The following is a 21,260-nucleotide window of genomic DNA, read 5'->3' as shown; positions in this document are numbered from 1 at the left end:
CATTGGCGCCTACCGAGGTGCGTGGGGCGCGAGGATTGTTGTGTCGTGACCGCTCTCGCACCTCAACCACACCGTGCCCTCGAGGTGCGACGAGCGGCACCCTTCGGCCCGAACCTGTTCGCCTCCGTGATGGGTACCGGGATCGTCGCCACCGCCGGTGCCTCCATGCCCGGCCTGCACACTCCCGCCACGTTCGTGTGGGCGCTCGACGCCGCACTGCTGGTGTTCCTCGTCGGTGCGGCCTTGCGGCGCTGGACCTGGACGACGGTGCGCGAGCAGCTCGCGGATCCCGTGATGGCCCAGTTCTGGGGTGCGCCACCGATGGCGTTGATGACCGTCGGCACCGGTGCGTTGCTGCTCGGCCGCGACTGGATCGGACTGCCGGCCGCGCTGGCCCTCGACTGGACACTGTGGACGGTCGGAACGCTGCTCGGGCTGGCGACCTCGGTGCTGGTGCCGCTCAGGATGATCGGCAGCGGTGAACGTGCGTTCGGCGGCTGGCTGATGCCCGTTGTGCCGCCGATGGTCTCGGCCGCGTCCGGTGCGTTGCTGGCTCAGCACCTGGACGGGCCCGCCCGGCAGGCCATGGTGCTCGGTTGCTACGCGCTGTTCGGCGTCAGCCTGTTCGCGACGATGGTGATCGTGCCGCAGATCTGGCAGCGGCTCGTCCAGCACGGGCTGGGTGCGGCGTCGACCGTGCCGACGCTGTGGATCGTGCTCGGGCCGCTCGGGCAGTCGATCACGGCCGCGAACCTGCTCGCCGGGGTGCCCGTGCTGCCGGGACAGGGTGCGTTCGGTGTTCTGTACGGCACGATCACGTGGGGATTCGCCCTGCTGTGGGTGGCGATCGCGGCGACGGTCACGGTGCGGACGGCCCGGCGCGGGTTGCCGTTCGCGCTGACGTGGTGGAGTTTCGTGTTCCCGCTCGGCACTTTGGTGACCGGGACGAGCGCCCTCGCGGTTCGGGTGCCGTCGGCGATGTTCACCGGTGTCGCGATCGTGCTGTACGGCGCGCTGGTGCTCGCGTGGATGACCGTAGGCCTTCGCACGTTGTTTCGACGGTGACCAGCAGGTCGACGCACTGGGGTTCGCACTCCGAATATCCACAGTGAACTGATTCTTTGTGGTACGGCAACAGGGTTGACCCTCTGCTACGGCGCGTGTACGTTGGGCTACGGGGGTGGAACTGGGGAATAGATTCCGTTGTCAATGTGCGATGCGTGGCAGCCATTCCAACGGTTGGGGGTTTGGTGGCGGCCGTTACTGGGGAGTTGTACAGCTGTGGCATAGCGGTGGTCGGTGCCGGGACAATGGGCATCGATATTTCCGCTTTGTTTCTTTCTCGTGGTGTTCCGGTGCACCTGATCGACGTGGATCAGGCCGTGATCGCCGATGCCGGGACTCGGGTGGAGCGTCAGCTCCGGCACGCGCGGCTGCTCGGCGCGGCACCTGACGTCGACCGGGGTGCGCTGACCACCGGTCACGACCTCGCGGGCATCGGCGAGCCGGTGCTGGTCATCGAGGCGGTCACCGAGTCGCCCGAGGTCAAGCGCGCCGTGCTGGGTGAACTGAGCGGCGCGGGCCGACCGCTGGTCACCAACACGTCCGGCATCCCGGTCGACGAGCTCGCCGGTGCGCTCGGCAGACCGGAACTGCTGGTCGGAGCCCACTTCATGAACCCGGCCTACCTGATCGCGATGGTCGAGGTGGTCAGGGGGCCGCGCACCGGGCAGGCCGCGCTGGACGCGGTGCTGGCGGTGCTCGGCGCCGTCGGCAGACGCGCGATCGTGGTCGCGGACGGGCCGGGGTTCGTCACCAGCAGACTGCTGCATCCGATGATCAACGACGCGGTGCGCGTCCTCGAGGCGGGTACCGCCGGTGCCGACGACATCGACGCGTTGATGCAGGGGTGTCTCGGGCATCCAGCGGGTCCGTTGCGGACGGCCGACCTCATCGGGCTCGACAACCTCGTCGACTCACTCTCTGAGCTGCACGAACGCACGGGTGACGAGGGCTGTCGCCCGGCTGGCCTGTTGCTTGAGAAGGTGCGTGCCGGCGAGCTCGGCCGCAAGAGCGGGCGTGGGTTCTACGACTACGGAAAGGCGATGACGTGACGACTGACGCGCAAGCTCCCGCTCCGGCGGACGTGCTGCTCGCCTACCTGTCGGCACGGGGGAGAACCGCGGTCACCGAGGACCAGGACCTCTTCGCGGCAGGGCTGGTGACGTCGTTGTTCGCCATGGAGCTGATCGTGCACATCGAGCAGACGTTCGGCGTCGAGATCGGCGGCTCCGACCTGCAGCTGGAGAACTTCCGCACGGTCGCGAGCATGTCCGGCCTGATCACGAGGCTGCGCGGGGCGGGAGATGGCTGACCCGAAAGCACTGGTCGACGAGCTGGTCGGTGACCGCGCGGGGGAGTGGGACGCGGCGGGCAGGCTCCCGGAGCACCTGCCTCGCGAGCTGAGCGCGCACGGGCTGTTGTGCGCCCAGGTGCCCGGCGAGCACGGCGGGCTGGGGCTGAGCAGTGCGGAGAACGGCGAACTGACGGCACACACGGGCACGTTGTGCGGCTCGGTGAGGAGCCTGATGACCTCGCAGGGCATGGCCGCGTGGACCGTGCAACGGTTCGGCGGAAAGGCTCAGCGGCACACCCTCCTGGGCCGTCTGACCAGCGGTGACGTCGCCGCTGTCGCGTTCAGCGAGCCGCAGGCGGGCAGTGATCTCGCGGCGATGGCCACGGAGTTCGGACCCGACGGCGACGAGGTCGTGGTCACCGGGCGGAAGGTCTGGGTCACCGGCGCCGCGTACGCGGACCTGCTCGTCGTGTTCGGTGGTCATCCGGGTGGTGCGGCCGCGGTCGTCGTCCCCGCGGACGCGCCGGGTGTGCGGATCGAACCCGTGCCGGACCCGCTCGGGTGCCGTGCCGCCGGGCATGCGGACGTCGTGCTGGACGGGGTGCGGGTGCCGGGCACGAACGTGCTGGGCGGGGGCGGTCAGCCGCTGTCGTTCCTGGTCACGGCCGCGCTGGCGTACGGGCGGTTGTCCGTGGCCTGGGGATGTGCCGGGATCCTGCGGGCCTGTCTGGCCGCCGCGGCACAGCACGCGCGCACCCGTGAACAGTTCGGGCGTCCGCTCTCCGATCACCAGCTGGTCGCGGGGCACCTCGCCGACCTGCTGGTCGCCGAGCAGGTGGCGACCAGGATGTGCGAGCACGCCAGCGGTGCGTGGGACGCGCGTTCGCCGGACATGGTCACCGCGACGCTGCTCGCGAAGCACGTCAGCGCCGGTCACGCGGCGCGGGCGGCGGCCACGGCGGTGCAGGTGCTCGCCTCGGCGGGAGCCAGGGACGGTTCCGTGGTCGCTCGTGCGTATCGCGACGCGAAATTGATGGAAATAATTGAAGGAAGTTCGGAGATCTGTCGCCTCGCGTTGGCTGGTCACGTGGTCGCGACCCGCTAGAACTGCACAGCACGTCACTGCGGTGAGCGTTCTGCTCGCCATTTTGGCATGCCCGGAAAAAGTGCTGGAAAAACGGGTTGAGAAAATTACTTCGAAACCGTTGAAAGCCCTGGTCGCTGTCGATAACGTCAAAGGTGCGTCGACGCGAAAAGTAAAAACCTAGCAAAGGGGATTGCTATGTACTCGGAGCAGTTCAAGAAGGCCCGCAAGGCGCGCAAGACCCGTCCGGTGCTGTCGGTCGTCTCCAAGTGGTGACCTGCGCCCGGAGTTAGTTGATCGACAGGGGTGGGGGCCCCGACCGGGGTCTCCGCCCCTCCGGCACCGGACCTGGGGGAGCGACATGACGAACTGGCGTGACCTGCTGCTCGACCCGCTGTCGTTCGCCGGGCCCGGCTCGGTGGACGCGTGGCAGAACCAGCTCGCGGCACTGGGCAAGGCCGTGCTGGCGAGCCCGGACGGCGACGTCGAGGAGATCTGCGGTGCGGCGGCGATGCACCCGTCGCCGTGGGTGCGGCAGACGTTGTTGCGGGCGGTGGTGGCACGCGCGCCCGGCGACGAGAACGTGCGGGACGCGGTCGGCTGGCTGACCCACGACTACGAGGACTTCGTCGCGTTCGAGGCGATCACGCTGGCCGGTGAGCTGCGGCTGGAGGAGGTGCTGGCCGACCTGTTCGTCATCGTCGGCCGGGCGAGCGAACGGATGCGCGGCTTCGCGGGCAAGCCCGTGGGCATCGGGCACGCCGTCGTGCTGCGCGCCATCACGGCGATCGCGGGCAGCGGCGACCGGGAGGTGTTGCGGCGCATCGAGGACGAGCTGTTCGCCGAGGGCGCCGACCCCGAGGACTATCCCGCGCTCGCCGCCGTCGACAGCGCGCACCGCGGCACGCACGACCACACCGGCATGCTGCTCGTGCCCGGCGGCGTCGTGCGTGGTGGTCCGCCACCCGCGCTGGTGGCGGAGCGGCTGGTGTTCGACTGGAACGACCCGCTCGCCGAACGGCGCTGCGGCGATCTGCACATGGACGTCCTGCCGGTGCGCAATCAGGACTACGACCTCTTCGCCGTCTCCGCGGCCGCCCGTGACCACGCGTACTGCCACCCGCAGGAACCACCGGGCAAGGTGCACGTCCGCAACACGGTGCTCGACCTGCGCAGCGGCCCCGACCACCCGGTCGCCGGCGTCGACTGGTTCGACGCGTACGCCTACGCGCGCTCGCTGGGCAAGCGACTGCCGACCGAGACCGAGTGGCAGCGCGCCGGCGAGGGCGACGACCGGCGCGCTTACCCGTGGGGTGACGAGTTCGACGCGGGCCGCACGCACTCGTGGACACCGCCGCGGCTGTCCGGCTGGGACGCCGTCGACGCGTGGCGCACGGATCTGCTGGAGCTCGCGGACAGTCCGCCCTCGGTCACGACCCGCCCGGTCGGGATGAACGGCAACGTGAGCCCGTTCGGCGTGCGCGACCTCTCCGGCAACGTCTGGGAGTGGACGGCTTCCTCCTACGACGGCCCGGTGTTCAGCCCGTACGGCACCGACCGCGACGCCATCGACGTGATCTACGACCAGCGGTCCTACGTGGTGATCAAGGGCGGCACCTGGACCTCGTTGCCGGAGCAGGTCTCCGTGGCGTTTCGCGGCCGGGACCTCGCGCTGGACCGCCACTTCGAGATCGGGTTCCGCTGCGTGTGCGACTGCGCGGGAGGCGCGTGATGACCTCGTTGGTGATCGACGCGTTCGACGACCCGGCGACGCTGGACCCGCACAAGGCGTTCGAGACGGGCTCGCGGCACCCGGTGCTGAACATGTACCAGGGCCTGCTCGGCATCACCGCGCAGGAGGAGGTGTTCCCGCTGCTCGCCGCGGCGTTGCCGGTGCGGTCGGAGCACGCCGACGGGGTGCGGCTCACCATCCCGATCCGCGGCGGTGTCCTGTTCCACGACGGCAGCGAGCTGACCGCGGACGACGTCGTGTACTCGTTGCGCCGCGCGGTGATCACGGCGGACGGACCGGCCGCACTGCTCGCCGACGCGTTGCTCGGCGCCCCGATCAGCGAGCTGGACGAGCACAACACCGCGGCGATGATCCGCCGGATCTCGTTGTCCGGCAACGACGTCGTGCTCGACCTGGCCCGGCCGTTCGGACCGCTGAACAACCTGCTCGTGCACTGGTCGCTGGTGGTGAGCCGGGCGTGGTGCGCCGCGCGGGGCGAGTGGGACGGCGATCCCGCGACGGCGGCGGACTTCGTGCGGCGCGGGGAGACGGCACTCGACGAGCAGGTCAACGGCACCGGTCCGTACCGGCTGGGGAGCTGGGACCGCGAGGCACGGGAGCTGACGTTCCACCGCTTCACCGAGGGTGGCCACCACGACGGCCCCGAGGTGCTGGTGATGCGGTCGGTGGACGACCGGATGGAACGCGAACGCGACCTGCTCGAAGGGCGCTGCGACTTCTCGGTGTGCCAGCCGGAGTCGGTGGACCGGCTGGGTGAGCTGGACCAGACCGTGCTGGAGAAGCTGCCCGCGGAGTGGAGCATCAACCCGCTCGGCTTCGTGACGCAGCACCTGCGGCCGGACTCGGAGTACCTGGGCAGTGGGGAGTTCGGGCCGGACGGCCTGCCCGCCAACGCCTTCTCGGACGTCCACATGCGACGGATGCTGTCGTTGTGCTTCGACCACGAGCGATACGTGCGCGAGGTGCTCGACGGTGAAGGACTCGAACACACGCCGCCGTTCCCGGCGCCCGCGTTGCCCGGACTCGCCGCCGTCGCACCGGTGCGGGACCTCGCGGCGGCACGGGCGGAGTTCCGTTCGGCGTGGGCGGGCGAGGCCGAGACCAAGGGCTGCCGGATCGTGATCGTCACGCACGGCACGAACATCTCCCGCGTGCGTGCCGCCGAATACCTGGCGGAAGGACTCGAGGCGGTGAGCCCGCGGATCTCCGTGGAGATCGTGGAGAAGGACCTGCCCGCACTGGTGGAGATCCTCTACGCGGGACGCGCGCCGATCGTGTGGGCGGGCTGGGCCAGCGACTTCCTGCACCCGTACGCGTTCGCGTCGACGTTGCTCGATCCGCGCGCGACCCTGCCCACCGCACTCGGCCTGCGCGACGAGGTGCTGAGCCTGCTCGTCGACGCCGTCCGTGACGTCGACGGCCACGCGGAACAGCTGGTGTACCAGGCGATCGCCCGACACGCGGCTCATCAGGCCTACTACGTCGCGCCACCGGGCAAGGTGAGTTACATGACCTACAACAAGCGCTGGCAGGGCGTGCGGCTGATGCACCACATGTCGAACGTGCTGGACTTCACCAGCTTCGCCGAACGCACCCCGGTGCCGGCCTCGTGACCTGGACCTGGCAGGTCGCCGCCGAGCCGTACCCTCCTGTGCCTCTGCCAGCCGCCGAGGCGCAGGAGTGGTGCAACTTCGTGGTGTGGCAACCCTTCTCGCTGCCGGCGGGGCTGGCGTGGCGGGCGACGACGGTGCGCCGCGAGTCGCGGCCCGGTCGCGCCGGGGAAGTTGCCGGGCACGCGGGCTGGACGACGAACAACCCGGCGGCGTTCCGCGCGGAGATCGCCGGCGACGGGCGGCGGGGCAGGCTCAAGCAGTTCCTCTACGACTGGGCGTTTCCGGCGCTGGACCACCCCTGTCTGTGGCGGAGCAGCACCCGCGCCGTGCCGCTGGACGACAGGTACGTGCTGTGGTTCGGCACGGACCACCTCGGCAACGCCGCCGCTTCGGTGCGGATGGCCCGCACGATGATCGAGTGGTCCGCGCTGGAGGGCGAGTTCAGCGACGACGAGGTGCTGGCGATCTTCTCCTCGCTCGCCCCGGTCGATCCGGTGGCGGCCAAGGCGATCGCGGACACGCCGTTCGCCGCCCTGAGCTACTGGGCCCGCAGTTCCGACGCCCCGATGATCGACGTGCCGATCGGGTTGTGGCGTCTGCGCAGGTGGTCGGACGAGGACGCCCACGAGGGACGGTGGGGTCATCAGGCGGAGGTGCCCGCGGCGCTCGGCGGCTTCACCGTGGACAGCGTGGCCGTGTTCGGAGCGGAGACCGAGTGCGTCTACACCGGCGGACCTGACCGGGGCCACGAGCTTCGGCTGATCGTGCAACGCTCCGGTGCCGGTCGGCTGGAACTGCCACCCGTGCCGGAAGAACACCCTTGCCACGTCTCCGGAGGTCTGGCGTACATCGACGAGCGCTACGGCCCGTTCGACGCGGTGGTGGCGTTGCCCGGCCACGACGTGCGACTGCTCAGCAGCAGCGGCGTGGGCATGGACCGCGCGTGGTTCGCGGACGCGGTGGCGCAGGTGAGCGAGCACTACCGATGATCGAGGCGGAGACGATCACGTTGTCCTGGCGGGCCGTGTTCGCCAACGCCTACGTGCGGGTGCACGACTTCCGCACCACGATCGTGCGGGTGGGCGAGGGCATCGGTGAGGCGGCGCCGTCCCCGCTGGGCACCGAGACCGCCGAGACGATCGCCGCGGCCTACCGCTCGGGTGGCTCGCTGTCACCCGCTGCCCAGGCCGGCCTGGAGATGGCGTTGCTCGACCAGCAGGGCAAGCGCACCGGCGTGCCGGTGTGGCGGATGTGGGGCCTGGACGGCGCGGTACAACACATGTCGTTCTTCACGATCCCTTTGGTCGGCGGCGCGGAACTGCGGCGGTGGCTCGACTTCGCCGCGGAAGCGGAAGCCGCGGCACTCAAGGTCAAGGTCGGGGCGGAACCCGTTGCGGAGTCGGCACAACGGCTGGAGGCGGTGCGTGCCTCGTTTCCCGGCGCGGTGCTGCGGGTGGATGCGAACGCGTCGTGGAGGTGGCCCGCCATCACCTCGTTGCTGCCGGTGCTGAAGGCGTGTTCGGTGTCCTCTGTGGAGGAACCACTCGTGGCGGGCTCGACGGACGACGACTACCGGCGGCTGCGCGGGGAAACCGGGCTTTTGCTGTACTCGGACGAGTTCTGCACGAACGTCTCACTTCTGCGTGCGGCGCCCGCTCGTTACGACGGAGTGGTGCTCAAACCGCAGAACTGGGGCGGGCTGACCGCGACCAAGGACGCCATCTCGCTCGCCCGATCGCTCGGGCTGCGCGTCGGTCTCGGCTGCAACGCCGAGACGGCCGTGTCGATCGGGGCGTCCGCGCAGCTCGCACCACTGGTGGACGACCTCGACCTGGACAGCTCGCTGCTGGTGCGCGACGACCCGTTCCACGCGGACGGTGTGGCGGGCCTGCGGATCTCGATGCCGGACACGCCAGGTCTGGGCGTGCGATGACGTCAGCCGTGCGCTCCCACTCGTTCCGCCTGCTGTGGGCGGGGGAGACCGCGAGCCAGTTCGCTTTCACGGCGTCGCAAACCACCGTGCCACTGCTCGCTGTCACGCTGCTCGCCGCGACCCCGTTCCAGATGGGCCTGCTGACCGCGGCGGGTTCCGCGGCCTTCCTGCTGATCGGCTTGCCGGCCGGCGCGTGGCTCGACCGCATGAACGTGCTGCGGGCCGTGGTCGTCGCGAACGTGTGCCGCGCCGTGCTGCTCGCCTCGGTGCCACTCGCCCTGGTGTTCGACGTGCTTTCGTTGGCGCACCTGGTGATCGTGGCCCTGCTGGCGGGTGCGGCCTCGGTGTTCTTCGACCTGGGCTACCAGTCTGCGGTGCCGCTGTTGCTCGGCCGCGAGGCGCTGGTCGACGGCAACGGCAAGCTGGAAGCGAGCCGGGCGACGGCGCAGGCGACAGGACCGGCGCTCGGTGGGGCGCTGGTGCAGGTCGCGGGTGGGGTGGGGGCGGTCGGCGCGAGTGCCTTGGCGTATTTGGTGTCCACGGTCGCGCTGCGGAGGATCGGCCGGGGATCCGGTGGGCGGCGGGTCGCCGGTGCGGCGGAGCGGCAGGCCGGCGGTGGACGCGCCGAGCAACCGTTCGATGAGCGGTCTGCGGAGCGGCAGGCCGGCGAGGTGTCGTTGCGCGCGCAGATCGCCGAAGGCATGCGGTTCGTGCTCCGGCATCCGGCGTTGCGCGCCGTCACGTTCTGCAGCGCCACCCTGATCCTGTCGTCATCGCTGGCCGGCGCGGTGGTGCTGCTGTTCCTCACCCGCGAGCTGCACCTGTCGCCGGCTGGTGCGGGTGCCGTGCTCGCGGTCGGCGGGGTGGCGGGAGTGCTCGGCGCGCTGACGTCGGGGCGCGTTGGCCGGGTGGTCGGTACGGCGCGGCTCACGTGGGTGGTCGCGGTGGTCACCTGGCCGTTCGGGTTCCTGTTGCCGCTGGCGGACGGGCCGGTGCTGTTCGCGGTGGGCTGGGCGCTGCTCGGATATGGCGGGGTGGTGTACAACGTCGGGCAGGTGAGTCTGCGGCAGTCGTTGTGCCCCAAGGCGTTGCTGAGCCGGATGAACGCCAGCGTCCGCTTTCTCACGTGGGGTGCGATGCCGGCGGGTGGGGTGCTCGGCGGCGTGCTCGGGCAGTGGCTGGGGCTCACCGCCGCGCTGGCCGTCGCCGCCGCCGGCATGGTGCTCGCGCCCCTGTGGCTGATCTTCTCGCCGGTCGTGGGCCTTCGCGACATCCCGGAGGAGTCGTGACGGGTCAGAGCCAGGCGCCGTCGCGCATCACGGTGCGCCCCTTGGTCTCCGCCACGTCGCGCCACACCAGGATGCGTTGTGGGCGCAGCACGAGCACGACCCACTCGCCCGTGGTCATCTCGCGCGGGTCCCAGTCGGCGCGCTTGGCGAAGGTGTCCAGGACGCCGGCGGGTGCGTCGTTCAGCGGAAACACCTCGCCCACGGCGTCGATCAGCACCACGTCGCGAGTGTGGCCGAGCGCCAGGCGGACCTGGCCGGAGCGCTGGACGTTGCGCGTCGTCGGGTTGCGGGTCTCGGTGGTGAGGATGACGCGTTCGCCGTCCCACGCCAGCGAGAACGGCACCAGGTGCGGGGTGCCGTCCTCGCTCGCGGACGCCACCCACACGTCCTCGTCCTGCTCCAGCTTGGTCCTGGCGTCCTGCTGCCGTTCCTGCAGCGTGCGGTTGGCCATGATCAGCACCCTAGCCCAGCCTGGCCACGAGCATGTCCGCGAACGCGGCGCCGACACCGTGCTCGGTGAGGTGCATGCCTTCGTCGTCCACGTGGCGCCACAACGAGATCGTGGGGTTGACCTCCACGATCGTGAGTTCGCCGTCATGGCCTTCGACGAAGTCGACGCACGCGTGCGCGAGGTTCAGCGTGGTCGCCGCCGTCACGACGGTCTTCTCGAGCTCCGGCGTCACCTCGACGGCCTCGACGTGCTGCGGGTTCTTCCTGGTCTGCTCGGTCGGCGGCGCGTGGAAGGTCTTGCGCCGGTACGCCGAGACCACACGGCCGTCGATGTACATCACCCGCACGTCCCGCCCGGTGTTCGGCACGTACCGCTGGGCGCACATCGACTCGTGCACGCGAAGGAGGTACGAGAGCTGGATTTCGTGACCGAGTGAGAGTTCTCCCGGGGTGTCCGGACTGCGCATCTCCGGAATGTCGCGAAGAAGCACGTTGTCGGTCGACGCAATGCCGTGGACCGGTTTCACCACAACGTCCGTCCAGGTGCGCAGACAATCCGCTCCCTGTTCCAGGGTGCGGATCAGGCGGGTGTCCGGAACGCGCAACCCGGCGCGGCGCAGAATGTCCACGGAAAGAACCTTGTTGTGCGATTTCTGGATACCGCCAGGATTGTTCACGACGGCGACTCCGGCGTTCTCCAGCAACGCCAGCGAGTCGAACACGGACGCGACCTCGGAAATGCGACTGAAGAACCGGGAGCGCACGAGAACGACCTTTGCGTCCAGTGGCGCGCCCTGGTGGAGCAACGGCGTGTCCGAAGCTTCGAAAACGACGTCGTGATATTCGGCGTACGTCGTCTTCGCGCCAAGCGCTTCGAGCTTCTCCATGAGCTCGCGCATTTCCAGGTACGGGATGCCTCGATCGAGGATCGCCACGTCGGTGGTGGTCACGGTCGCCCTTCATGGTGCGGTTGGAGGTGCCGCTCGCCGCGCAGCGCGGCACGGCGGTCGGGCCAGTCCTCGATCAGCAGGGGGCCGGCGGACAGACCGCCCCGGTGACGTTCGTTGATCAGCTGGAAGCAGTGGTGCCAGGTCTGCCGGGTGAAGTCGACGTCGATGCCGGCGTAGCTGAACCTGTCGTCGCCGTCGAGCTGACCGGCGAGTTCTGCGCTGGTCAGAACGTCGACATAGGTGTTGTCGTCCGGCAGGCCGGTGAGCTGGCGGAGGTCGTTCGCGAGGTAGCGGACCGCGTTGTTGGCGGGGTCGGCGTGCATCGCCGGGACCACGTCGGGTGTGATCGGCGTGGGTCCTTCGACGACGGTCAGCACGGACGTGTGCCGACCGGGCGCACGCATGTTCTCGTGCCAGCCGTAGCGGACGTGCACCGGCCGGTAGCCCAGTGCGATCTTGAACCGCTGGCTGGTGAGGTCGTCGCACGTGCAGGTGCCGTAGCCGTGCAGACCGGCTTTCCGCAGATGTGCCCGGCGGGTTTGTTCCAGTGCGATCGCGGCGCCGCTGCCGCGTTCCTCACGATCCACCGCGAGATTCATGATGTACGCGTAGCGGCCTTTCGTCGCGTACGCGGCGAACCCGATCACCCGGTCATCGCGCAACGCGAGAAAACGCGTTCTTCCCGGCGCACCGACGCCCGCGCTGTCGAAATACTGGAAATACACCCGCTCGAACAGCTCGCGGATCTCCGCGCGTTGTTCTTCCGGCAGCTCCTCGGCCGCCGGGAACGTCTTCACCTGAACCTGTTCATTGCCCACACTGCAATCCCCCGGCTCGAACGTGGTCGTCCTCGCAGTGAACCAACTGCGTCCGGTCATGTCAACGCGACGGCCTTGTGGGGGCACGATGACGTTGCTAGCCTCGCCGAGGGGGTTCATTTATGACGACGAATCGTTTTCAGGATCTCGACCGGTCCGCCGGAAGGCACGGCGTCGCCACCTATCTCGACGATGTGAGCGCGCTGCACGCGCGTCAGGCCGACGTGCTGGCCGCCGCCGCACAGGCCGATCCCGGCCTCGACGTGCTCGACGTCGGCTGTGGCGTCGGCACCCGCCTGCTCGGCATGGCGCGCGCGGGTCACACCGGCCGCCTCGTCGGCCTCGACCGCAGCGACACGGTGCTCGACGAGGCCTGCCGCCGGGCGGACGACGAAGGTCTCGCCGTCGAGTTCCGGCACGGCGACGCCACGACGATGGAGGCCGAGGCGGAGTTCGACGTCGTGCACTCCGAACGCGTGCTGATCCACGTCGAGGACGTCCTCCCGGTGCTGGCGTCCTACGCCCGCGCGGTGAGACCGGGTGGCCGGGTGATCGCCGCCGAGCCGCACGCCACCGCGTTCGGGCTCAACTCGCCGCACATCGGCCTCACGAACCGGGTGTTCAGCCAGGCGCACAACACGTTGCGCCAGCCGTGGATCGCGACCCGGCTGCCGTCGTTGCTGCGCGGCCTGGGATTCGCGGACGTGGTCAGCTCCGGCTGGGTGGGCATCACCGAGGAGCTCGCGAGGTTCGACAGCATGCTGCAGATGACCAGGTGGTCGGGCGAGGCCGTCACCGCCGGACTGATCACGCCGGCCGAGGAGGCCTTGTGGTGGGACGACCTGCGCACGGCGGACGCGCGCGGTGAGTTCTTCGGCAGCTGGACCATGTTCACCGCCGTCGGCGTCCGCGCCCGATTCTGAGGAGCACCATGACACTTCCGTTGGTCCACCTCGAAGCATCCGCCGCCGAGTTCGCGGAGACGGCGCTCACCGGCGCGGCGACGTTCGGCGCGTTCGAGCTCGCCGGCGCGGCGGAGACCCGCCGCGTCGCCGACCACGCGGACCGGATCGCGACCGAGTTCTTCGCGCTGCCGCAGGAGAAGAAGCTCGGCAGTCAGAGTCCCAGCGGCCACAAGAACCGCGGCTGGACCTTCTCCGACGACGACAACGGCCGCCGTGTGTTCGACCGCTACAGCGTCGCGCGCTTCGACGACGTCGCCGCCGCACGGGCCGGTGGTGTGCGGCCCGAGTACCTCGACCTGTACGAGCACGCGAACGTGTGGCCGGACGTGCACGTCCAGACGGTGTTCGAGGAGTACCGCGCCAGCGTGGTCGGCACGTTCGAACGGCTGCTGGGCAGGCTCGCCGAGGCGTTCTCGGTGGACGTGAGCGCGTTCGTCGGGCCGGGGCCGGACAACACCAACGTCACCTTCACGCTGTACCAGCCGAGGCCGGGCGCGGACGGGCTCTCGTTCCCCGAACACCGGGACCGCAGTTCGATCAGCGCGCTCACCGAGTCCGGCGAGGCGGACCGGCTGGAGATCAGGGCGCCGGACGGGTCGTGGCTGCCGTGCCGGACCGCGCCGGGCAACCTGCTGATGCTGTTCGGGCTCACGGCGAGCCAGCGCACCGGCGGCAAGATCGAGGCGGCGCAACACCGGGTGATCCCGCCGACAGGGGCGTTGCGCAGCTCCACGGCGGCGTTCTACTTCCCGGACCTGGACACGCCCGCGACGCCGTTGTTCGGCGAGTCCGACGAACGGCGCACGGTCGGCCAGGTGCTGCTGGACGCGCGCGGCCGGTCGCTGTGACGCTGGAGGAAGCGCGATACCGGGCCGAGCTCGGCGTGCTGACCGGCGACCCGCTCGACCCGGCCGCGCTGGAACTGGTGGCACAGCGGGAGATCGGGCCCGGCTGGTCCGACGATCCGGCGGCGCTGGTGCCCGATCTGCCCGCCACGTTCTGCGCGCTGCGGGTGTTGTCGATCGCGGGGGAGCTGGGTTCGCGGCCGGAGACCGTCGCGTGGCTGCGCTCGCAGACGTCGACCGCCGACGTGCACCGCTTCTTCTACGCGGCGCGTGCCAGGGCGTTGCTGCGCGACCGGCCGGACGCGGCGGAGTCAGCGGAGATCGCCGCGATGCTGAAGTCGTTGCACCATCCCGATGGCGGCTACGGCGGTGGGCCCGGCGTGCGCGCGGATGTGCAGTACACGTACGTCGGGGTGTGGACGCGGCATTGGCTCGGCGACATCGCGCAGGGCCGTGCCGATGCCGCCGACTGGCTGGCGGCGCGATGCTTGGACGGGCACATGGCATTCAGCGCGGACGATCCGTCGTGGTCACTCGCGACCGGGGCCTCCGGGCACCGCTGCGCGGATCTGCTCGGGCTCGACTGGCCGTGGGAGCAGGTGCGGGCGGCGGCGGAACGCGAACGGCGGCCGGACGGCACGTTCGGCGGACCTCTGGAGAACTACTGCGGGCTGCGGATCATCGCGCTCGCCGACCAGCACCTGGCGGAGACGTGGCAGACCAGTTGATCGTGACACCGGCGGTGCTCCAATACGTCGCGTCGGTGTCGGAACCTGAGGACGAGGTGCTCGCCGCGCTGCGTGCGGAGACCGCCGGGCTGCCCGGCGGCACCGTCATGCCGGTGGCGCAGGAAGAAGGCAGGCTGCTCACGCTGCTGGCCGGCCTGATCGGCGCGCGTTCGGTGCTGGAGGTCGGCACCTACACCGGGTACAGCACGGTGTCCCTGGCGCGGGCACTGCCACCCGGCGGGCGCCTGGTGACCGTGGACATCTCCGCGAAGTGGGCGACGGTGGGCAGGCCGCACTGGGAACGCGCCGGCGTGGCCGACCGGATCGACCTGCGGATCGGTCCGGCTCTCGAGGTGCTGGACGGGTTGCGGGACGAGAGTTTCGACCTGGTGTTCATCGACGCGGACAAGGTGAACTACCCGCGGTACTACGAGCAGGCGGTGGGGCTGGTGCGTCACGGCGGGTTGATCGTCATCGACAACACGCTGCTGGACGGCAAGGTCGCCGATCCCTCCGACACCGACGAGGGCACTCAGGCGGTCCGCGAGCTGAACTCGTTGGTGCAGCACGACTCCCAGGTGGAAGCCGTGCTGCTACCGGTGGTGGACGGTATCACGCTCGTACGACGGCGCTGATGTCCGTCGCGGTCACCGTGAGGATCGGGGAGGCCGGCCTGCGTTCGGGCACGAGGTGCAGGTGCTCGACGTCCTGCGTCGTGATCACGTTGCGGCACAGGCAGTTCTCGTCCGTGAAACCCGCGAACCGGTAGGCGACCTCCATCATCCGGTTGCGGTCGGTCCTGCGGAAGTCGGCGACGAGGTGCACGCCGGCGCGGGCGGCCTGATCGGTGAGCCAGCTGAGGATCGTCGAGCCCGCACCCCACGTCACGACCCGGCACGACGTGGCGAGCAACTTCAGGTGCCACACCTCAGAATGCTTCTCCAGCAACACGATGCCGACGGCGCCGTGCGTGCCGAACCGGTCGGACATCGTGACGACCAGCACCTCGTGCCGCGGATCGGCGAGCAGTGCGCGCAGCACGGCGTCGGAGTAGTGCACACCGGTGGCGTTCATCTGGCTGGTGCGCAGGGTGAGCTCCTCGACCCTGGTCAACTCCTCCTCACCGGCGGGCCCGATCGTCATGCGCAGCTCCAGCGTGCGCAGGAAGTCCTCGTCGGAACCGGCGAAGTCGTCACGGGCACCGTCCCGCTCGAACCCGGCCTGGTACATCTGCCTGCGCCGACGTGAGTCCACCGTGGACGCCGGTGGTGTGAACTCCGGCAGGTCCAGCAGCCCCAGGGCGTCCGCCGCGTCGTAGCAACGAACATCGGGCAGGTGGAAGGCGACCTCGGCCCGTTCCGCCGGCTGGTCGTCCACGAAAGCGATGGTGCTCAAAGCGAAGCCGAGCTTCTCGGCGATCATCCGGACCGACGCGGACTTCGGCCCCCACCCGATCACCGGCAACAGCAGGTAGTCCGCGATGCCGAGCCTGGTGAGCCGCTCCCACGCGAGGTCGTGGTCGTTCTTGCTGGCCACGGACTGCAGGATGCCGCGCTCGTCCAGCGCTTTCACGACGGCGCGCATCTCCTCGGCGATCACGACGTCACCGTCTTCGAGAAGAGTGCCTTGCCACAACGTGTTGTCGAGATCCCACACCACGCACTTCACCACGTTCATCTGAGTCTCCCCCTCGACCCTTCCGGACGTTCCCTTCGATCATCGCGGTGTTGTGCGCCGAACGCCAGGCATCCTCGGAAACAGCACGGACTTTCGGTGCGGTCGCTCGCCCGCCGACCCGCTCCGCCGGGTCTGCGTAGGTGACCGATCTACGTAACTCCTACCGACGCGAACGGCACCCGCCCGCCACGAAGGTATGTCGTGTGACAACACGAACTGCGCCAACGCGAACGGCCCGGGCGGTGGTCCTGGCCTCCGCCACCCTGACGATCATGGCCGCGGCGATCATCGCCCCGAGCCTGCCCGCGATGGGCGAGGTGTACGGCGAGGGCGTCCTGGTCCGCCTGGCCCTCACCATCACCTCGCTCGCCATCGCGATCAGCGCGCCGTTCGCGGGTCTGCTCGCCGACCGGGCCGGACGCAAGCCGTTGCTGATCGCAGGCCTCGTCCTGTACGCGGCGGCAGGCACCGCCGGGTTCTTCGTCACCAGCCTCCCGGTCCTGCTGGGCACCAGAGCGCTGCTGGGTCTCGCCGTCGGCGGCGTCATGACCTCGGTCAGCGCCTTGATCACGGACTGGTTCGACGGACCGGAACGAGGCAGGTTCCTCGGGTTCCAGCAAGCTTTCGCCAGCCTCGGCGGCGTGGTCTTCCTGCCGCTGGCGGGCGTGCTCGCGGGCGTCGACTGGCGGCTTCCGTTCTGGCTCTACAGCGTTGCGGCACTGGTCGCGCTGGCCGCGGCGACAGGTCTGAAAGAAGAGCCGAGAACAGTCCAGAAATCCGCCCGAACCGGGTTTCCCAAGGCCGCCATCTGGATCTACGTGCTCGCCTCGGTGGCGACGCTCGTGTTCTACATGGCCCCGACCCAGCTGCCGTTCCTGCTCCGGGACCTGAACGCGGGCCCGGCGGTGATCGGCCTTGTGGTCGCGGGAAGCACGCTGACCAGCGTCGCGGGAGCGCTCGTGTTCCCCAAGCTCACCAAAGGAAGGATCACCGCGGCCAGCGTCGCGTTGCTCGGCGCCGGCTGGCTGGTGATCGGCACGACGGACCACGTCCTGATCGTCACGGCAGGGCTCCTCATCGGCGGCTTCGGCGTCGGCCTGGTCGTGCCGAACCTCAACCTGCGGCTGGCCGACCTGGCCGAGCCGGCTCAGCGCGGCCGCGTGCTGAGCGGGCTGGTCGCCGGGATCTTCCTCGGCCAGTTCCTGTCACCACTCGTCATCGCACCGCTGGTCGGGTCGGCGGGCATCGCCGCCGCGTTCACCTGGACCGGTGTCGTCACCACCATCGCAGGGGCGGCACTCGCCCTGGGACACAAGGAGAACTGAGATGATCTACCACGGCAACCGCTTCACGCTGCGCAAGGACGCCTCGCCCGAGCAGATCGAGGAGGCGCTGGAGAGCCTGCGCAACCAGGGCCGCGTGATCCCGTCCGTGAAGTCCTTCGTGGTCGGTCGTGACTTCGGCGGCGAGTACGAGTGGGGCGCCACGTTCGTCATCGAGGATCTCGAGGGGTACTGGGAGTACCTGATCCACCCGGCGCACCGCAACACCGACCGCGTCGGTCTGCCGCTGGTGGACAAGTTCGCGTCGTTCGACATCACCGACGACGAGGACCCCGAGATGGGCGCGAAGATCGCGGCCCTGCACCAGAAGCGCTACGACAGCGACCCCGAGCTGACCCAGCTCGTGTCCGACCTCGGCGAGTACACGGGCAGCGCTGCCCCCGGCCAGCACGGAGACAAGTGATGAGCGACCTCACGAACGCCTGGATCGACCTGTGGAACGGTGAGTTCGGGCTCGTCGACACGATCGTCCACGAGGACTTCGTCTGGCATGTCGCCCCGCTGACCGGTGGGCCGTCGCAGGACCACACCGGACGCGAGGGGCTCGACGCCTGGATCCGCGGTTCCCACCAGAACATGCCCGGCCTGAAGTTCACCGTCGAGGTCGGGCCGATTTCGCAGGAGCCGTACCACGTGCTCCGCTGGTTCGCGGAGGCCGGCGACATCTCCTTCCACGGCACGGACATCCTGCGCGTGGCGGACGGCAAGATCGCCGAGTACTGGCTCAACGCGGACAGCCTCTGGGCCGCTCAGCAGCTTGGCCTGGTCCAGCCGATCAGCTGAACTGCTCCTTGAGCTGCCGGCGTGAGTTGATGCCCATCTTGCGGTAGATGTTCCGCAGGTGGGCATCAACCGTGCGGGGGCTGAGGAACAGCCGGGCGGCGACTTCCTTGGACGTCGCCCCGGTGGCCACCAGGCGAGCGATGTGCTGCTCCTGCGAGGTGAGGTCGTCCGCAGCCTGTGCGGACCGGCTGCGGGCGACCTCACCGGTGGCCTGCAGCTCCTGGGCCGCCCGTGCCGCGAATGCCTCCATCCCCATGCCGGACAACAACTCGTGCGCCGTCCGCAGCTGTTCCCTGGCGTCGATCCGGCGTCCGGACCGCCGCAACCATTCGCCGTACAGCAGATGCGCGCGTGCCAGGTAAGGCTTCGCGGTGGTGACCTCGAGGTGTTCAAGAGCCTCGCGGTAGTCGTCCTCGGAACCGGACACCAGCGCGCGTGAGCACGCCGCCACCCCGAGGCCCCACTCGGTGCCGGCGGCGGCAGTGCGTTCGGTCAGATCCTCCAGCGCGACGACCGCGGACTTCTCCTCCCCGCACCGCACCGCCGCCTCCACCAGCTCGGGCAACGCGATACCGGCGAGGTAGAGATCGCCCGGCTCGACCGCCAGCCGCGCGGCGGCCAACGCCGCCGGATAGTCGCCAAGTCCGTTGTGCAGCACGGCAGAAGCCCAATGCGCATTGGCCACCAGCAGTCCCGCCAGGCGTGCTGCGGCCCGCGTGGCGTGTTCGGTGTGCTGCGCGAGCTCGTCACGACGTCCGCGCATCGCGGCCAGGTGCAACCGCGGGTACGGCAGGGGAGCGACCCCGAGCGCGTCCGCCACGGCCTCCTCCTCGGCGATGGCGGACATCGCGGCACCGAAGTCACCGGCGTGCACGGCCATGATCGCCGTCTGCGCCAGGCCGAGCCGGAGCACGAACGGCGACCCGGCCGCGCGTCCCGTCCTCATCAGCCACGCGGTGACGGTGTGGTGCACCTCGCTGTCCCAGAGCTCGCCCGCGAGCATCGTGGCCAGCGCCGGATGTCCGGTCCACATCAGACTGTCGTCGGTGAAGGCCTGCCGCAGCAACGGAACGGCGGCCCGATGCCCCTCGGTCGACAGCACCACCAACGCGTTCAGCACGTCCGGAGACGGTGGCATCGACCGGGCCTCGCGCACGACGACGTCCGTGACGCCGCTGGCCCGTCCGACCACCAGGCCCAGCTCCAACGCGTCGAGCACGCACTCGCGGGCGGCGGCACCGCTCATCCGTCGTGCCGCTTTCAACACGAACTCCGGCCCGTCGTTCTGAGGGTTCCGGACGAACGCCACCTGCCCGCGCAGCCGATCGGCCCGCGCCAGTTCCGGCGCGTCCAGCAACTCGACCTGGATCGTGCTGAGCAGCTCGGCGGCGACGTCGACGGCCCCCGCGTCGAACTTCGCCTGACCCGCCGCCAACGTCCGCTCGGCCCGCAGTCGTGGTTCCACCGACAACGTCGCCGCCCGCTCGAGGAACGCCGCCGCGGCCGCCACCCCACCGCGTGACCGGGCCCGCGCGGCGGATCGCTCCAGCTCGGCCGCCACTCGGTCGTCGGGTCCGGTACCGGCCTGCGCGAGGTGCCACACCCGCCGATCCGGATCCACCTGAGCATCGGTGGCGTCGGCGAGAGCGAGGTGCACGGCCTGCCGCTCGGCGGCGTCGGCGGCGAGGTAGACGGCCGACCGCGCGAGCGGATGACAGAACCGCACCCGAGTGGACAGGCTCACCAGCCCGGACGCCTCGGCGACCGCACCTGCCGTCGTCACGTCGATGCCGAGTTGCCGCGCGGCCGCCCACATCAGCCGCGGCTCACCCGTGGGATCGGCGCCGGCCACGATCAGCAGCGACCGCGCGTCCGCCGGCAGAGCGGCGACCCGGCGCTGGAAACTCGCCTCGATCGCGCTGGGCGCCGACGACACCTCCGGCAACGCGAACCCGCCCGCCCTGGGCAACTCCAGCAGTGCCAACGGGTTCCCGCGCGCCTCGGCGAGCAGCCGTTCCCGCACCTTGTCGTCCACCGGCTCGGCCGCGAGCAGCGCACGGGCGTCGGCGTCGGACAGCCCCTCGACCACCAGCGCGGGCAACTGGTCCAGCACTCCTGCCTGCCGGGCGGCGAACACCATCACGACCGGATCGGCGGGCAGCCTGCGTCCGAGGAAGGTGAAGACCTTCGCCGACGCCTCGTCCAGCCAGTGCGCGTCGTCGACCAGGCAGAGCACCGGCTGATCGGCGGCAGCGGCGGTGAGCAGGTCCAAAGTGGCCAGTCCGATCTGCAGCACGTCCGGAGATCCGCCGGTCAGCCCGAACGCGACCTCCAGCGCGGCCCGGCGGCCCGCGGCGAGTTCCGCGAGGTGATCCAGCAACGGGACGCACAGCTGATGCAATGCCGCGAACGGGAACTCGGCCTCGAACTCCGACCCGGACGCCTCCAGCACCATGAATCCGGGCGCCTGACGCACGTGCTCCAGCAGCGCGCTCTTGCCGATGCCCGCCTCGCCGCGCAGCACGATCGCACCACCGCGTCCTTCGCGACCGGCGTTGATCACCCCGTCGAGACAACGGATCTCGTCGTCGCGCCCCAGGAGACGTGGAGATGTCGGCATGATTCGAACGTTACGTCACCCGATCGGCCCACAACCACAGGCGGATGCGTAGT

At 69.9% G+C, this 21,260-nt stretch carries 22 protein-coding genes; 17 read left to right on the top strand and 5 right to left on the bottom strand.

Going from position 1 to position 21,260, the window contains the following annotated elements; genetic code table 11:
• Positions 1–45: 45 nt before the first annotated feature.
• From ACWGE0_RS03130 to ACWGE0_RS03085, 10 genes are all read left to right on the top strand, one after another.
• On the top strand, positions 46–1,065 hold the full coding sequence (locus tag ACWGE0_RS03130; RefSeq protein WP_452259222.1) for a TDT family transporter: 1,020 nt from the start codon (positions 46–48) through the stop codon (positions 1,063–1,065).
• Positions 1,066–1,211: 146 nt separating this feature from the next.
• The gene (locus ACWGE0_RS03125) at positions 1,212–2,114 is read left to right on the top strand and encodes a 3-hydroxyacyl-CoA dehydrogenase family protein (RefSeq protein ID WP_452259221.1); all 903 of its coding nucleotides are present in this window, start codon (positions 1,212–1,214) and stop codon (positions 2,112–2,114) included.
• Positions 2,111–2,374, top strand: a complete 264-nt coding sequence (locus ACWGE0_RS03120; RefSeq protein ID WP_452259220.1) for an acyl carrier protein — start codon at positions 2,111–2,113, stop codon at positions 2,372–2,374. The genes ACWGE0_RS03125 and ACWGE0_RS03120 overlap by 4 nt, the downstream gene beginning before the upstream one ends.
• A complete protein-coding gene (locus tag ACWGE0_RS03115) occupies positions 2,367–3,461 on the top strand; it encodes an acyl-CoA dehydrogenase family protein (protein WP_452259219.1) in 1,095 nt (364 codons plus the stop codon). Before ACWGE0_RS03120 ends, ACWGE0_RS03115 begins: the two co-directional genes overlap by 8 nt.
• A 22-nt stretch (positions 3,462–3,483) precedes the next feature.
• On the top strand, positions 3,484–3,624 hold the full coding sequence (locus tag ACWGE0_RS03110) for a hypothetical protein (RefSeq protein WP_452259218.1): 141 nt from the start codon (positions 3,484–3,486) through the stop codon (positions 3,622–3,624).
• 177 nt (positions 3,625–3,801) lie between these two features.
• Complete coding sequence (locus ACWGE0_RS03105) at positions 3,802–5,172, top strand: SUMF1/EgtB/PvdO family nonheme iron enzyme (RefSeq protein ID WP_452259217.1); 1,371 nt, start codon at positions 3,802–3,804, stop codon at positions 5,170–5,172.
• Positions 5,172–6,806 (top strand): ABC transporter substrate-binding protein, encoded by a 1,635-nt coding sequence (locus tag ACWGE0_RS03100; protein ID WP_452259216.1) that lies wholly within the window; start codon positions 5,172–5,174, stop codon positions 6,804–6,806. The genes ACWGE0_RS03105 and ACWGE0_RS03100 overlap by 1 nt, the downstream gene beginning before the upstream one ends.
• Before the next feature lie 38 nt (positions 6,807–6,844).
• Entirely contained in the window at positions 6,845–7,795 is a 951-nt protein-coding gene (locus tag ACWGE0_RS03095; protein ID WP_452259215.1) for a hypothetical protein, read from the top strand.
• Positions 7,792–8,739, top strand: coding sequence for a mandelate racemase/muconate lactonizing enzyme family protein (locus ACWGE0_RS03090; protein WP_452259214.1), 948 nt, complete (start codon positions 7,792–7,794; stop codon positions 8,737–8,739). Before ACWGE0_RS03095 ends, ACWGE0_RS03090 begins: the two co-directional genes overlap by 4 nt.
• Entirely contained in the window at positions 8,736–10,028 is a 1,293-nt protein-coding gene (locus tag ACWGE0_RS03085; RefSeq protein ID WP_452259213.1) for an MFS transporter, read from the top strand. The genes ACWGE0_RS03090 and ACWGE0_RS03085 overlap by 4 nt, the downstream gene beginning before the upstream one ends.
• A gap of 4 nt (positions 10,029–10,032) precedes the next feature.
• Here ACWGE0_RS03085 and ACWGE0_RS03080 read toward each other — a convergent pair whose 3' ends face one another.
• Genes ACWGE0_RS03080 through ACWGE0_RS03070 form a run of 3 tightly spaced genes read right to left on the bottom strand, consistent with a single transcriptional unit; the run spans position 10,033 to position 12,246 of the window.
• Positions 10,033–10,479, bottom strand: coding sequence for a pyridoxamine 5'-phosphate oxidase family protein (locus tag ACWGE0_RS03080; RefSeq protein ID WP_452259212.1), 447 nt, complete (start codon positions 10,477–10,479; stop codon positions 10,033–10,035).
• Between the two features lie 10 nt (positions 10,480–10,489).
• Positions 10,490–11,428, bottom strand: a complete 939-nt coding sequence (locus ACWGE0_RS03075) for an ATP-grasp domain-containing protein (RefSeq protein WP_452259211.1) — start codon at positions 11,426–11,428, stop codon at positions 10,490–10,492.
• Positions 11,425–12,246: a GNAT family N-acetyltransferase gene (locus ACWGE0_RS03070; RefSeq protein ID WP_452259210.1), complete on the bottom strand. Its 822-nt coding sequence runs from the start codon at positions 12,244–12,246 to the stop codon at positions 11,425–11,427. Before ACWGE0_RS03070 ends, ACWGE0_RS03075 begins: the two co-directional genes overlap by 4 nt.
• A gap of 122 nt (positions 12,247–12,368) precedes the next feature.
• Here ACWGE0_RS03070 and ACWGE0_RS03065 point away from each other — a divergent pair, with 122 nt between their 5' ends.
• The 4 genes from ACWGE0_RS03065 to ACWGE0_RS03050 are packed head-to-tail and all read left to right on the top strand — an operon-like array spanning position 12,369 to position 15,419.
• On the top strand, positions 12,369–13,169 hold the full coding sequence (locus tag ACWGE0_RS03065) for a methyltransferase domain-containing protein (RefSeq protein ID WP_452259209.1): 801 nt from the start codon (positions 12,369–12,371) through the stop codon (positions 13,167–13,169).
• Positions 13,170–13,177: 8 nt separating this feature from the next.
• Positions 13,178–14,059 (top strand): 2OG-Fe(II) oxygenase family protein, encoded by an 882-nt coding sequence (locus ACWGE0_RS03060; RefSeq protein WP_452259208.1) that lies wholly within the window; start codon positions 13,178–13,180, stop codon positions 14,057–14,059.
• Positions 14,056–14,784: a hypothetical protein gene (locus ACWGE0_RS03055; protein WP_452259207.1), complete on the top strand. Its 729-nt coding sequence runs from the start codon at positions 14,056–14,058 to the stop codon at positions 14,782–14,784. The genes ACWGE0_RS03060 and ACWGE0_RS03055 overlap by 4 nt, the downstream gene beginning before the upstream one ends.
• The gene (locus tag ACWGE0_RS03050; protein ID WP_452259206.1) at positions 14,769–15,419 is read left to right on the top strand and encodes an O-methyltransferase; all 651 of its coding nucleotides are present in this window, start codon (positions 14,769–14,771) and stop codon (positions 15,417–15,419) included. Before ACWGE0_RS03055 ends, ACWGE0_RS03050 begins: the two co-directional genes overlap by 16 nt.
• Here the strand turns inward: ACWGE0_RS03050 and ACWGE0_RS03045 are convergent.
• A complete protein-coding gene (locus tag ACWGE0_RS03045; RefSeq protein WP_452259205.1) occupies positions 15,397–16,461 on the bottom strand; it encodes an HAD-IIIC family phosphatase in 1,065 nt (354 codons plus the stop codon). The genes ACWGE0_RS03050 and ACWGE0_RS03045 overlap by 23 nt on opposite strands.
• A gap of 203 nt (positions 16,462–16,664) precedes the next feature.
• Here ACWGE0_RS03045 and ACWGE0_RS03040 point away from each other — a divergent pair, with 203 nt between their 5' ends.
• From ACWGE0_RS03040 to ACWGE0_RS03030, 3 genes are read left to right on the top strand one after another with little or no spacing between them, the layout of a single operon-like run.
• Complete coding sequence (locus tag ACWGE0_RS03040) at positions 16,665–17,786, top strand: MFS transporter (RefSeq protein ID WP_452259204.1); 1,122 nt, start codon at positions 16,665–16,667, stop codon at positions 17,784–17,786.
• 1 nt (position 17,787) lies between these two features.
• Entirely contained in the window at positions 17,788–18,207 is a 420-nt protein-coding gene (locus ACWGE0_RS03035) for a Dabb family protein (RefSeq protein ID WP_360029718.1), read from the top strand.
• Entirely contained in the window at positions 18,207–18,587 is a 381-nt protein-coding gene (locus tag ACWGE0_RS03030) for an ester cyclase (RefSeq protein ID WP_452259203.1), read from the top strand. The genes ACWGE0_RS03035 and ACWGE0_RS03030 overlap by 1 nt, the downstream gene beginning before the upstream one ends.
• Here the strand turns inward: ACWGE0_RS03030 and ACWGE0_RS03025 are convergent.
• Positions 18,580–21,207 carry an ATP-binding protein gene (locus ACWGE0_RS03025; RefSeq protein ID WP_452259202.1) on the bottom strand — a complete coding sequence of 876 codons (2,628 nt, stop codon included), beginning with the start codon at positions 21,205–21,207 and terminating at the stop codon, positions 18,580–18,582. The two genes, ACWGE0_RS03030 and ACWGE0_RS03025, sit on opposite strands and share 8 nt — an antisense overlap.
• Between the last annotated feature and the right edge of the window lie 53 nt (positions 21,208–21,260).

The organism is Lentzea sp. NPDC054927, assembly GCF_053610285.1.
The sequence above is the reverse complement of the archived record's forward strand: the minus strand, read 5'-3'. Positions and strand labels throughout refer to the sequence as shown.

Bases quoted from the DNA above. Each gene is read 5' to 3' on its own strand.
- ACWGE0_RS03115 (WP_452259219.1), top strand. From the start codon at position 2,367: ATGGCTGACCCGAAAGCACTGGTCGACGAGCTGGTCGGTGACCGCGCG.
- ACWGE0_RS03105 (WP_452259217.1), top strand. From the start codon at position 3,802: ATGACGAACTGGCGTGACCTGCTGCTCGACCCGCTGTCGTTCGCCGGG.
- ACWGE0_RS03100 (WP_452259216.1), top strand. From the start codon at position 5,172: ATGACCTCGTTGGTGATCGACGCGTTCGACGACCCGGCGACGCTGGAC.
- ACWGE0_RS03090 (WP_452259214.1), top strand. From the start codon at position 7,792: ATGATCGAGGCGGAGACGATCACGTTGTCCTGGCGGGCCGTGTTCGCC.
- ACWGE0_RS03085 (WP_452259213.1), top strand. From the start codon at position 8,736: ATGACGTCAGCCGTGCGCTCCCACTCGTTCCGCCTGCTGTGGGCGGGG.
- ACWGE0_RS03080 (WP_452259212.1), bottom strand. From the start codon at position 10,479: ATGGCCAACCGCACGCTGCAGGAACGGCAGCAGGACGCCAGGACCAAG.
- ACWGE0_RS03065 (WP_452259209.1), top strand. From the start codon at position 12,369: ATGACGACGAATCGTTTTCAGGATCTCGACCGGTCCGCCGGAAGGCAC.
- ACWGE0_RS03060 (WP_452259208.1), top strand. From the start codon at position 13,178: ATGACACTTCCGTTGGTCCACCTCGAAGCATCCGCCGCCGAGTTCGCG.
- ACWGE0_RS03045 (WP_452259205.1), bottom strand. From the start codon at position 16,461: ATGAACGTGGTGAAGTGCGTGGTGTGGGATCTCGACAACACGTTGTGG.
- ACWGE0_RS03035 (WP_360029718.1), top strand. From the start codon at position 17,788: ATGATCTACCACGGCAACCGCTTCACGCTGCGCAAGGACGCCTCGCCC.
- ACWGE0_RS03030 (WP_452259203.1), top strand. From the start codon at position 18,207: ATGAGCGACCTCACGAACGCCTGGATCGACCTGTGGAACGGTGAGTTC.
- ACWGE0_RS03025 (WP_452259202.1), bottom strand. From the start codon at position 21,207: ATGCCGACATCTCCACGTCTCCTGGGGCGCGACGACGAGATCCGTTGT.